Here is a 12,224-nt window from a genome sequence, read left to right as displayed (position 1 = left end):
CGTGCATTGAACGAAGAGATGGGACGGGACGGGGATCATGGCACGTTCAACCCTGTTTTCTTCGGCCGCCAACGGGAGATGGAATGGCTGCACGATCGGAGTAGGACTCGGCAATCGCCGATCGTAATCACTGGTGTTCCCGGCGTGGGAAAGACCACCCTCATAAGGCAATTTCTCGCGAGCGTGAGAACGCGCCGGCCACCCTATATTTGGACTGCTCGCTACAGCTCTGTCGAGGCGATGGCTGAAATCCGCGCACGAATTGATGAGCTTTACCGGAATCGTGACATTCCCGAGTTTATTGCAATTGACGAGGCTGAGGTCTTTGGCGAGCGCGAACTCGACGAGATCACCGAGCGGATTCTGAACTTCAAGGCTGTCCGAGCGCTCATCTTCGCGACCCGACATGCCCCCCAAATTTCCCGAGCGGAAGTCCTGCATCTCGGACCCTTACGTCCTTCGGATGCGCACGATATGCTCAGGAGCCTGCTCGGCATCGAGCGTCTTCCAGCGCAATTGGCGGACATGGCGGAGGCAGGGGCTGGATTACCTCTTGCATTGGCGATGCTCGCCAATCTTGTCAGGGGACGAAACCTGGACGAGATGAGGCGCCTGCTCCGAGGCGAAATCTACCAACTCGACCAGCAGATCATCATCCCGAAGCCGGAACTCATCACCGACGTCAAGCCACGGATCATCACGGTGAACGAGGCGTTGGTTGAACAGCTGCAGCGGCAACCTGAAGGGATCTATGACCTTCCTTCACGAAAGTTCGAGAAGTTGGTGGCAGAACTCCTCACGGATCTCGGATACGATGTCGAGCTGACGCCGGCCACACGCGACGGCGGTAAGGACATTCTCGCCTACATGACGACACCGCATGGCAGGCTGTTGTGCCTGGTCGAAGCAAAGCGATACCGGCATGATCGCAAGGTGGGAGTCGAACTGGTCCGCGAGCTGTACGGAACACTCGTCGATGCGGACGCAAGTAGCGCAATGCTGGTAACAACATCTTCTTTCTCGGAAGACGCTCGCTTGTTCCAAAAGCGTCACGAATACAAACTTTCGCTTCGTGATTACGGCAATGTTCTTCAGTGGATTCAAGGATATGGCCGGCGGTAGGTCCCGCACGCGCCGCTTCGCGGAATGTAGGCTGCTAGCGCATCGGCGCCAAATCGGAATCGATTTTCGAAAAGCATCATGCATCGATTCAAATGTGCAAGATCCGTTCCGCATCTGAAAAGACCCGCGTCGGCGCAAGGGAACAAAAAACCGTCTACAGCCGTTGAAGAAGGCCTTCCTCCAACGTCAGACAGCCTCATGACACTTCCGACAGCGACCTACCGGATACAATTCCGCAACGGCATGACCTTCGATCGTGCCTGCGGCCTCATTCCCTACCTCAAGAGGCTCGGCATCAGCCACCTTTACGCCTCGCCGATCTTCACCGCGGTCATCGGCTCGACCCACGGCTATGACGTTACCGATGCCAACGAGATCGATCCGGCGCTCGGCGGCCTGGCGGGGTTCGACCGGCTGACGGAAAGTCTTGCCGCGGCGGGCATGGGCCTGATCCTCGATATCGTTCCGAACCACATGGCCGCCTCGCCCGAGAACGGGTGGTGGCGCGACGTGCTGGCCTTCGGCCGGCAGAGCGCCTATGCCGACCACTTCGACATCGATTGGAGCGAGCCGCTGACCCTGCCGCAGCTCGGCCAGGATTTCGAGGCGGCGCTCGCCGCCGGCGAGCTGCGCATCGCGCTCGACGAAAGCCACGGCAACTTCGCCTTCGCCTACTTCGAAACACTGCTGCCATTGACCCCCAGCAGCTACGGCGCGCTCGCAAACCGGCTCGACGACCCGGTCGCGACGAGAATGGCGGAGGCTGCGGCCGTGACGTCAGGCGAGGACTTCGCGCGGGCGATGCGCGACATTCTTTTCGAAGGCGGCGATGGGGCGCTGCTCCGGCAAAAGCTCGAGGACGTCTCGGCCGATCGCGATTTCCTCGAAAGCCTGCATGAAGCACAGCACTGGCGGCTCACTCATTGGAAGGAAGCGGCGCGGCATCTGAGCTATCGCCGTTTTTTCGAGGTGACCGGGCTGGTCGGCACCCGCGTCGAAGATCCCCTCGTGTTCGAAGATCTCCACCGGTTGACGATCGAGCTGGTGCGCCATGGCAAGGTGCAGGGCCTGCGCATCGACCATGTCGACGGGCTCGCCGAACCCAAGGCCTATCTCGACAGGCTGACGGCGGCGGTCGGACCGGACGCCTATATCGTCGTCGAGAAAATCCTCGGGGCCGCCGAGGTCCTGCCGGAGAGCTGGCCGGTCGCCGGCACCACGGGATATGAATTCATCGCGGCCCTCGGCGAACTGTTCATCGACGGCGGCGGTCTGCGCATCCTGGACGAGGCCTATCGCGGCGTCGCGGCAGAGAGCGGCGATCTGGAAGAGAGCCGGCGGATTGCCAAGCGACTGATGGTCGAGCGCAATTTCGCCGGCGAGACCGGCCGGCTGGTCTCGATCGCCGCAGGCATCTTTCCCGAACTAAAGAGAGAAGAGATCGCCACCGCGGTGAGCGAGCTGCTGGTCGCCTTTCCCGTCTATCGCACCTATGGCGACGGCGGCCCGCTCGCCTGGCAGGATTCGGCCGTCCTTGCCGCGACAGCGTCGCAAGTCATGCCGCGGCTCGACGACCGGCGCGCCCTCGATCATGTGCTGAAGCTTCTCGAAGGTAAGGTCGAAGGGCAAGCAGCCCACGCGTTCCGCCTCCGCTTCCAGCAGTTGAGCGGACCCATCATGGCGAAGGCGACGGAAGATACGCTGTTCTACCGCCATACCAGGCTGCTTGCCGCAAACGAGGTGGGCGGCGAACCGGGGAAGGCACCTGATGGCCCGGAGGGATTCCATCGCCGCATGGCCGAGCGGGCGCGGCTACAGCCGCATGGTCTGTCGGCCAGCGCCACCCACGATACCAAGCGCGGCGAGGATGCGCGCGCCAGGCTCTATGCCTTGAGCGAGGGGGCGGATGTTTTCGTGCAGGCGGTGGCGCGCTGGCGCGAGATGAACCGGTCCCGGCTGAAGGATTTGCCGGATGGCGTGGCACCGGAGCCGAATGTCGAATGGATGCTCTATCAGGCGCTTGCCGGCCTCTGGCCGGAGGATTTCGACCGCGGGCAGACGGATGAGCTTGCCGAACGCTTCACCGGCTATGCGCTCAAGGCGGTGCGCGAGGCCAAACTGCGCAGCGACTGGACGGACCAGGACACCGCTTACGAGGAGGCGGTCACGGCCTATGCGGCAGCGCTGATTTCACCCGAGAATGACGCCTTCCTCGAGGATTTCGAAAGCGTGCTGCAGCCCTTCATCGCGGCGGGTTACCTCAACAGCCTGTCGCAGACCCTCCTCAAGCTGACGGCGCCGGGGATTCCCGATATCTACCAAGGGGCGGAGGGCTTCGATTTCAGTCTTGTCGATCCCGACAACCGCCGGCCGGTCGATCATACCAGGCTGGCGGCCTGGCTTGCTGAAACCGGGCCGATCGCCAAGCTTCAGGCGGCGGCCTTGAAGCAGCGCATCGTCGCAATCGGCCTGCAGCTGCGCCAGCGGCAGCCGGATCTCTTTGCCAAAGGCGACTATCTGCCGCTGAAGGTGACGGGCAGCCGGCGCGATCATGTCCTGGCTTTTGCCCGTGTGCATCACGGAGATTTCGCGATCTCCGCCGCCCCCCGGCTGATGTTCGGCTGGCTCGACCCGGGTGTGCTTTTTGCCGGCCCGGAATTCTGGGAGGATACGGCGATCGCCGTCCCCTCCCCTCTTCACGGGCTGAAAGCGGATCTGGTGACCGGAAAAACCATCGAGCCCGGCGGCAGCATTTCGGTCGCCGCCCTGCTCGGGAGCCAGCCGATCGGCCTGATCAGCCCGATCTGAGGACCCGGCGGCGGTCTTCGGAAAATCGCGCCTCTCAAAATTAGCGCTTGACCTTCCAGTTGCTGGAAGGTGGATAAATCTCTCCAACTGCCCCTGGGGCACAGGAGATCGATATGAATATCAAAAACGATCACACCCATAGCGACGATCACAGTTGTTGCGGCCATGGCTCGGAAAAAACTGCCGACGCGGTCATTCGTGATCCCGTCTGCGGCATGACCGTCGATCCGCAGGCCGGCAAGCCTTCCTCCGATCATGCCGGCCGCAGCTATCATTTCTGCTCAGAGGGCTGCCGGACGAAGTTTGCGGCGGCACCTGAGGATTATCTGACCGCGAAAGACCCCGTCTGCGGCATGGTGGTGGATCGCTCGACGGCCAAACATTTCCTGAAAGCCGAGGACGAAAAATTCTACTTCTGCTCGGACGCCTGCCAAGCGAAGTTCGAAGCCGATCCCTCAGCCTATCGCAGCGGCAAGCGCCCGCCGGCCAAGCCCGCGCCGAAGGGCACGCTCTATACCTGTCCGATGCATCCGGAGGTCGTCAGCGACCGCCCCGGCGACTGCCCGAAATGCGGCATGGCGCTGGAACCGATGGGCATTCCTCCTGATGACGAAGGTCAGAATCCGGAGCTTGCGGATTTCACCAGGCGGCTGTGGGTGAGCGCTGTCCTTGCCGTGCCTCTGCTGGCGCTTGGCATGGGGCCGATGCTCGGCCTGCCACTGCGGGAGGCGATCGGCGAGCCGCAGGCGACCTATATCGAACTGCTGCTGGCGAGCCCGGTGGTGCTTTGGGCGGCCCTGCCCTTCTTCCGCCGCGCCTCGGCGTCCCTCGTCAACCGCAGCCCCAACATGTGGACGCTGATCGGCCTCGGCGTCGGCACCGCCTATCTCTACAGCCTCGTCGCTACGCTTGCGCCGGGCATCTTCCCGATGAGCTTTCGCGGCCACGGCGCGACCGTGCCCGTCTATTTCGAGGCGGCGGCCGTCATCGTCGCGCTCGTCTTCGTCGGCCAGGTGCTGGAATTGAAGGCGCGCGAGCGTACCGGTTCGGCGATCCGCGCTCTGCTCGATCTCGCGCCGAAGACGGCGCGGCGCATTAATGCCGACGGCAGCGAGAGCGATGTTGAGGTGGACGAAATCCAGGCCGGCGACCGATTGCGCGTGCGCCCCGGCGAGCGGGTGCCGGCAGACGGCTCCGTTCTCGAGGGCCAGTCGACCGTCGACGAATCGATGATATCGGGCGAGCCCTTGCCGATTGAGAAGTCGAAGGGCGAAGCATTGACCGGCGGCACGATCAACAAGAACGGCGCCCTCATCATGTCGGCCGAGAAGGTCGGCGCGGACACGGTACTGTCGCGTATCGTCGACATGGTCGCCAAGGCGCAGCGCTCGCGCGCGCCGATCCAGGGCGCCGTCGACCGGGTGTCGGCCATCTTCGTGCCGGCGGTCGTCGCGGTCGCCATCCTGGCCTTCCTCGTCTGGGCCGCGATCGGGCCGGAGCCGAGCCTGGCCAATGGGCTGCTTGCCGCGGTCGCCGTTCTGATCATCGCCTGCCCCTGCGCGCTCGGTCTGGCGACGCCGATGTCGATCATGATCGCGACCGGCCGCGGCGCCCAGGCCGGCGTGCTGATCAAGGACGCGGAAGCGCTGGAACGTTTCTCCAAGGTCGACACGCTGATCGTCGACAAGACGGGCACGCTGACCGAGGGTAAACCGAAACTTACCGATATCGTCGCCCTCGGCGGCGCCGAGGAAAGCCGACTGTTGTCGCTGGCGGCAAGCCTGGAGCGCGGTTCCGAACATCCGCTGGCCGAAGCGATCGTCTCCGGCGCCGAAGAGCGCGGCGTCGCCTTCGTCGAGGTTACCGGTTTCGAGGCGAAGACCGGCAAGGGGGTGCAGGGCCTTGCCGGCGGCGCGAGCGTGGCCCTCGGCAATGCGGCCATGCTCGCCGATCTCGGTATCGATCCGGCGGTGCTTTCCGACAAGACCGAAACTCTGCGCGGCGACGGCAAGACGGTGATGTTCGTCGTGCTCGAGGGCGCGCTTGCCGGTCTCGTCGCCGTTGCCGACCGGATCAAACCGACGACATCAGCCGCCATCAAGGCGCTGCACGAAAGCGGACTGAAGATCGTCATGGCGACGGGCGACAACAAGCGCACGGCAGATGCAGTGGCCAAAAGCCTCGGCATCGATGAGGTGCGCGCCGACATGCTGCCGGAAGGCAAGAAGGCGCTGATCGACGAGCTGCGGGCCAAAGGCGCCATCATCGCCATGGCCGGCGACGGCATCAACGACGCACCGGCGCTCGCCGCAGCCGATGTCGGCATCGCCATGGGCACCGGCGCCGATGTTGCGATGGAAAGCGCCGGCATCACCCTGGTGAAGGGCGATCTCACCGGCATCGTCAGGGCGCGGCGACTGGCCGAAGTGACGATGCGCAACATCCGCCAGAATCTCGGCTTCGCCTTCGGCTATAATGCGCTCGGCGTTCCGGTCGCAGCCGGCGTGCTCTATCCCGTCTTCGGGCTGCTGCTGTCGCCGATGATCGCGGCGGCGGCCATGAGCCTCTCGTCCGTATCGGTGATCGCTAATGCGCTGAGACTGCGTTTTGCAAAACTATAGGAGACGGCGATGAATATTGGCGAAGCATCTGAGCGGTCGGGCCTGCCGTCGAAGACCATCCGCTATTACGAGGATATCGGCCTCATCCGCCCCGAACGGGGCGGAAACGGCTATCGCGATTATGCCGCCACCGACGTCCACAAACTGCGCTTCCTGCAGCGCTCGCGCGGCCTCGGCTTTTCCGTCGAGGAATGCCGGCAGTTGCTGGCGCTCTATGAGGACAAAAGCCGGGCAAGCGCCGACGTCAAGGATATCGCCGAGACCAAGCTTGCCGAGATCGACCGCAAGATCCGCGATCTCTCGGAACTGCGCCGCACGCTGGAGCAGCTCGTGCATGCCTGCCACGGCAATGACAGGCCGGACTGCCCGATCCTCGAAGAGCTTTCGGAGGGTAGCTGACCATTGAGGCGGCTGGATCAGGAAAACTGGGGCGTTTTCTGGTTGTCCGCCTGCGAGGACTGAAGCTGCTCGTCGGCCTCCTCGTCTTCGCCGTCATCCAGCCGATGCTTGATCGCCAGCGCATAGATCACGTCGAGAATATTGCGGTCTTTCAGATGAGGATCGGTCAGCGCGAGAAGCGAGGCCCGGACGATCTTCTTGCTGCTGGCATTCGGGCAACGGGCCTTGACGAAATCATAAAGCGCCTGATCCGTCAGCCCTTCCATGGCGCCGTCCACGAGAGCTTCGTAGACCCGCTTCTTTTCCTTCATTCTTCATTTCCCCTCAAATCAGCGGTGTCATGATCTGTCATGTAATTGTCATAAACAATCGCCGATTTAAGATGCACATCCGCCGGAGACGGAAATTTTGATTATTTTTCAGGCGGCGATCTTCGGCCCGGACGTTTTTTTGCGTCCGATGGAATAAAATCCGTCGCACTTCCGTATACTCAATCATGGACCGTAAAGAACGCCCCTTCGATGTCATCGGACAGCTCGCAGCGCTGCGGCGCTACGCTCGCTCGCTGGTGCGCAATGCAGACGAGGCGGAAGATCTGGTGCATGATGCGCTGGTGCGCGCCCTCGAGAAGAAAAAGAGCTTCCGCAGCGGCGGCAATCTGCGCACCTGGCTGCTCTCCATCCTGCACAATGCCCATATCGATCGCCTGCGCCAGAACCGGTCGCTGACGCGCCGCCATGACGGAGCGGCTGTCGAAGCCGAGCAGTCGCTGCCGGCCGGGCAGGAACATGCGGTGCGCCTGCAGCAGGTGCGAGACGCCTTCTTCGGCCTGCCGGAGGAACAGCGCGAGGCGCTGCATCTCGTGGCAATCGAGGATCTCTCCTATCAGGAAGCCGCCCATGCGCTCGACATTCCGATCGGTACATTGATGTCGCGCATCTCGCGTGCGCGCGCCCAGCTGCGCGAATTCGAGGAGAAGACGCCGCGCGTTTCGCATCTGAGATTAATCGGAGGAGATGGCAATGAAAGCAATTGATCCGATCCTCGATGCCGATCTCGACGCCTATGTGGATGGCGAGCTTGATGTCACCCGCCGCATCCAGGTGGAATCCTATCTTTCCGATCACCCGGCAATTGCCGCCAAGGTCATGGCCGACCTCAGCGTGAAGGGCGAATTGCGCCTGGCGCTCGCCGGCGAAAGTGCCTTCGGCCGCCCCGAGACGCGCGATGCCGCCCGCCGGCTGGAACGCGGCCTCTCCTATGGCCGCATGTTCCATTCCCTGCAGCGCGTCGCCGCTGTCGCTATTCTGGTCACTGCCGGCTGGGTGGCGCACAATTCCTTCGGCGCCTTCTCGGCCACCGAGGTATCGGCGTCGGTGCCCGCACCCGCCTATGTCGAGGATGCCGTCCGCGCCTATCAGACCGCGGCACTGCGCCAATCGATGCCGCCGCAGACGCCGGCCACCTATAGCGCCGACGATATTCGCGCCGCCACTGCCATCGTCATGCCCGAACTGCCTGAGGATTGGAAAGTCGCCGACGTGCAGATCTTCCCGTCCGAATTCGGCCCCAGCGTCGAGATGGCGATCGAGCAGTCGGATGGTAAGCGGCTGTCGCTTTTCGCCGTCCGTCCGGGGGCCTTCGAGGTCAAGCCGGTCAGTCATCTCACGCTGGAAAAAGCAGAAGCCGCCTATTGGCAGATCGGCGAGGTCGCCTATGCGCTGATCGCCGACGATAGCGGTCTCAATCTCGACCAGGCGGCCGAACGGCTCGCCCGCTCGCTCTATTAGTTCAAACCGAGGAGATCAGCATGAACCCGATCAATTCCCGCTACGGTGCTGCGGCCGGCACCCAGGCCCTGTTCGACGAGGGCCTGCGCCAGCATATGCTGCGCGTCTACAACTATATGGCTCTCGGCCTCGTCATCACAGGCATCGTCGCCTTCGTCGTCGGCTCGACACCGGCCCTCTACGTCCCGATCTTCGGCTCGCCGCTGAAATGGGTCGTGATGCTGGCGCCGCTCGCCTTCGTCTTCTTTTTCTCGTTCAAAATCCAGACGATGTCGGCCAGCACCGCCCAGGTCACCTTCTGGGCCTTCTGCGCCGTGATGGGCCTGTCGCTCGCTTCCGTCTTCCTGGTCTTCACCAAGACGAGCATCGCGCAGACCTTCTTCATCACCGCCGCGATGTTCGGTTCCATCAGCCTCTACGGCTACACGACGAAGCGTGACCTGTCGAAGATGGGCTCGTTCCTGATGATGGGCCTGTTCGGCATCATCATCGCCGGCATCGTCAACATCTTCCTGGGTTCGAGCGCGCTGCAGTTCGCGATCTCGGTGATCGGCATCGTCGTCTTCGTCGGCCTCACCGCCTACGATACTCAGAACATCAAGGAACAGTATTCGGAAAACTACGATCAGGAATCGAACCAGAAGCTCGCCGTCTTCGGCGCGCTCTCGCTCTACCTGAACTTCGTCAACATCTTCCAGCTTCTGCTCAACTTCACGGGCGAGCGGGAATAGGGATCGCGCTTCCGGGGGCAATGGAAGCGCAAGAACGCCCGGTCTGCTGTCCGTGACAGGATGGTGGATCGGGTGTTCACTTTTATGATGTCGCCCGGCCGTGTGTCGCGTTTCCGGGATGACGAAACAAGCACCATAGGAGATGGCCGGGCGCAATGCCCGGCCGTTTTCATTTCAGATGATACCCCAGGCGCGATAACGGCCGCGGCCGGTGATTTCACGAATGCCGATCTCGTTGACGAGGTTCAGCGCGCCGCGCGGCGTGATGCGCAGATGGCGGGCGATCATCGCCGCCGAGACCATCGGCCGCGACAGAATGAAATCGGCAAGTTCGGGCAGGCTGCTGTTCGAACGGCGGCCGCGAAAACGCAGCTCCATCTGCGTGCGTGCCAGCGTCAGCCGGTCGAGTTCCTTGAGCCCGGCCGTGGCTCCCAGATGCATTGCCTCCAGGAAGGCCTGCAGCCGCGTTGCCCGGTCGCGCGCCCGGCGACGCTCATGGCGCACCAGCTTCAGCCCGCCGTAAAAAGAAAAGAGATGCGAGGTGACCTTGCCGCGGGCACGCAGATGGCCGGCGACCAGAAGACCGCCGAGCCAGTGCTGGCGCCGCAGCGGCTCGATCCTCTCCCAGGCTTCGAAGAGAATGACCGCGCCGAGAACCGGCGGCAGGCTGTCGGCTAGCGGCAGTACGCTCCGCCACTCCGCCAGCCGCTGCTCCTCGTCCCATTCGTCGTCCCCGAGCAGGCCGAGAGGATCTTCGTTTCGCCTTGCCGCCGGGACAGTGGCCTGTTCGCTTGCCGGCGCCTTCCCCGTGTGGATATCGATGAGCTTCTGCGAGCGTGCGAGGATGGCGTCGATCTCCGCCATTTCGGCAGCGAGCGGCCCGTCTTCATCCTCGCCCTCCTCGTCGGCCTCGGCGGGAACCTCAGGACGCTTCGCTTCCCGCGCATCCCCCTCCCCTTCCCCGAGCGTCGCCGTCAGTGCTGCAAGCCCCGGCGCTCCCAGCGCCCAGGACGGTTCGCCGGTCCAGATGCGCCGGCGTGTGCGCAGCACGGAATGGGCGATGGTCAGTTCGTGGCTGGGGGCCCGGCTGTCCATGTGCGCATCGTGCAAAACCAGATCCTCGACATGCACGAGTTCGCCGGCCACCCACAACGCGCCGGCGGCATCGAAGAAATGGCTGCGTTCGGCAAAGCCCTCACCGACCGGCGAGCGCAACACCCGCTCATCCAGCCGCGCCACCGCATCCTCCGCTGCGGCAAGGGCGGGAAGCAGGGCCTGAAGCATGACACCATCAATATCGTAGCGCATTGTTAAGCTTTACTGTTTCTCACAAATGGAAGCAAAACGCATGTTTCCTTCCGTCATGTATGACATGGTTAACGGCGTATTTCAACAAAAGGACTGGGGAGGAATCGGCTGAGATGTCTGATCGACGGGCCGCATATTCGTTTAACCGACGCAGCTAGCGCGAAGCTTTTTCACAGCCGTTCATCCGGTTTTCCTCCCTACCGGCCCATTTGCCCGCATCAGCGCCATTAGCATCGGACCGAGCGAGAACTCGCCGCGCTCCGCCCGCCGTGTCAGATCGCGCAGATAGCCGCCGGCCGAGTTGATATGTCCGCCCCTTTCCAGAATGCAGGCGATCACCGTGGCGGCGTTCTCCGGCCCCATGACGTCGCAAGCCAGCTGATAGGCGCTCGGGCTGACGCCAAGCATCGATCGGACGATGACGGCTGCGGCCATCAGATCCCGCCAGCTGCCGATCCCGCCGCCCGGCCCGTAAGCGACGATCTCCGGGCAAGCCTGCAGCACCATGGCAAGCGGGAAGGATTTCGGCGGCTCCCGCCAAGGCCGCGGTTCGTCCTCCGGCTTTGCGCCCTGCTTCGGGTCGAAGCTTGGTTCAAGTTCAGATATGGGGTGTGGGTTTGAATTATGTATGTGCCGACCGTTTTGGCTGTCATTGGCGTCTGTTTTTTCTGTTTTCGTCTTCAATTCCAGCGTCTTGACGATCATTTCGCGGAAGGCTTCGAGATCCGCCAGCAGGCTTTCCATCTCGGCGGCCGACGGGCGGCGCGGCAGGCTTGCGGACAGCAGATTGAAATGCTGCTGCATCTCGATCCATTCGCCGGCAATCTGTTCTTCCAGCGCGATCTCGATGAGCTTGGTTATATCTCGCCGGCAAAGCGTCAGCCGCTCCCGCAGGCGCTTCCATTCGAGCTTGGCAGCCATCACCTCGGCCGCCTGCGCCTCGATCTCGCGGGCGCGGACAACAAGCGGCGCCAGGCTGAAGCCGAAGGCCTCTCCAAGCCCGCCTTCGCCGTTGCGACGGGCAAAACGTTTGCCGTTCGGGCTGTCCCTGCGGATGATCAGGCCCGCCTCCACCAGCATCGCCAGGTTCCGACGCAGCGTCGTGCCGGCCATGCCGTGCGTGCGCAGCGACAATTGCTCGTTCGAGGGAAAAACGACGAAGCCGTTGGCCTCGGCAATCTCGTTCTTCGGGTAGAAGGTCAACAGTGCGTTGAGAACCGCGAGCGCACGATCGGATACGCCGACCAGCTCCTTTGCTTCGCAGAGCGAGCGAAAGATCTTCCACTTGTCGACCGATGCGTCCGGATCGACCTTGCTGGCATTTTCCTGGCTTGCCAGCATGCCAAGCGTCATCGATCGCCGCCCAAAGGGCGTCGATACATATTGAGGCTCCATGTCCCTCACCTTTTCTCAAGGCAAAAGAAACCTACCACCCAAAAGGATGC

10 protein-coding genes are annotated in these 12,224 nt (G+C 62.8%); 7 read left to right on the top strand and 3 right to left on the bottom strand.

The genetic code is table 11. The features are described from left to right. The first annotated feature begins 6 nt into the window (after positions 1-6). From GGD57_RS27955 to cueR, 4 genes are all read left to right on the top strand, one after another. On the top strand, positions 7-1,122 hold the full coding sequence (locus GGD57_RS27955) for a restriction endonuclease (RefSeq protein WP_184473415.1): 1,116 nt from the start codon (positions 7-9) through the stop codon (positions 1,120-1,122). A gap of 198 nt (positions 1,123-1,320) precedes the next feature. Then, positions 1,321-3,930: a malto-oligosyltrehalose synthase gene (treY, locus tag GGD57_RS27950; protein WP_184473414.1), complete on the top strand. Its 2,610-nt coding sequence runs from the start codon at positions 1,321-1,323 to the stop codon at positions 3,928-3,930. 113 nt (positions 3,931-4,043) lie between these two features. Next, positions 4,044-6,551 carry a heavy metal translocating P-type ATPase gene (locus GGD57_RS27945; RefSeq protein ID WP_184473413.1) on the top strand — a complete coding sequence of 836 codons (2,508 nt, stop codon included), beginning with the start codon at positions 4,044-4,046 and terminating at the stop codon, positions 6,549-6,551. A gap of 9 nt (positions 6,552-6,560) precedes the next feature. Next, positions 6,561-6,950, top strand: coding sequence for a Cu(I)-responsive transcriptional regulator (gene cueR / locus GGD57_RS27940; RefSeq protein ID WP_184473412.1), 390 nt, complete (start codon positions 6,561-6,563; stop codon positions 6,948-6,950). Positions 6,951-6,967: 17 nt separating this feature from the next. Here the strand turns inward: cueR and GGD57_RS27935 are convergent, their stop codons facing one another. Then, a complete protein-coding gene (locus GGD57_RS27935; protein ID WP_184473411.1) occupies positions 6,968-7,261 on the bottom strand; it encodes a hypothetical protein in 294 nt (97 codons plus the stop codon). A gap of 185 nt (positions 7,262-7,446) precedes the next feature. On the opposite strand from GGD57_RS27935, the gene GGD57_RS27930 reads away from it, so the two are divergent. Genes GGD57_RS27930 through GGD57_RS27920 form a run of 3 tightly spaced genes read left to right on the top strand, consistent with a single transcriptional unit; the run spans position 7,447 to position 9,471 of the window. Next, a complete protein-coding gene (locus GGD57_RS27930; RefSeq protein WP_184473410.1) occupies positions 7,447-7,986 on the top strand; it encodes a sigma-70 family RNA polymerase sigma factor in 540 nt (179 codons plus the stop codon). After that, positions 7,973-8,740, top strand: a complete 768-nt coding sequence (locus GGD57_RS27925; RefSeq protein WP_184473409.1) for an anti-sigma factor family protein — start codon at positions 7,973-7,975, stop codon at positions 8,738-8,740. Before GGD57_RS27930 ends, GGD57_RS27925 begins: the two co-directional genes overlap by 14 nt. Positions 8,741-8,760: 20 nt before the next feature. After that, positions 8,761-9,471, top strand: a complete 711-nt coding sequence (locus tag GGD57_RS27920; RefSeq protein WP_184473408.1) for a Bax inhibitor-1/YccA family protein — start codon at positions 8,761-8,763, stop codon at positions 9,469-9,471. Positions 9,472-9,645: 174 nt separating this feature from the next. Here the strand turns inward: GGD57_RS27920 and GGD57_RS27915 are convergent, their stop codons facing one another. Together GGD57_RS27915 and repC are read right to left on the bottom strand one after the other, a co-directional pair. After that, a complete protein-coding gene (locus tag GGD57_RS27915; RefSeq protein WP_184473407.1) occupies positions 9,646-10,779 on the bottom strand; it encodes an RHE_PE00001 family protein in 1,134 nt (377 codons plus the stop codon). Positions 10,780-10,959: 180 nt separating this feature from the next. Continuing rightward, complete coding sequence (gene repC, locus GGD57_RS27910; RefSeq protein WP_184473406.1) at positions 10,960-12,174, bottom strand: plasmid replication protein RepC; 1,215 nt, start codon at positions 12,172-12,174, stop codon at positions 10,960-10,962. Positions 12,175-12,224 lie beyond the last annotated feature (50 nt).

Source organism: Rhizobium esperanzae (assembly GCF_014197615.1).
In the GTDB taxonomy this organism is placed as follows: domain Bacteria; phylum Pseudomonadota; class Alphaproteobacteria; order Rhizobiales; family Rhizobiaceae; genus Rhizobium; species Rhizobium esperanzae_A.
Note: the sequence above shows the minus strand (reverse complement) of the source record. Positions and strands in the feature narration are given on the sequence as shown.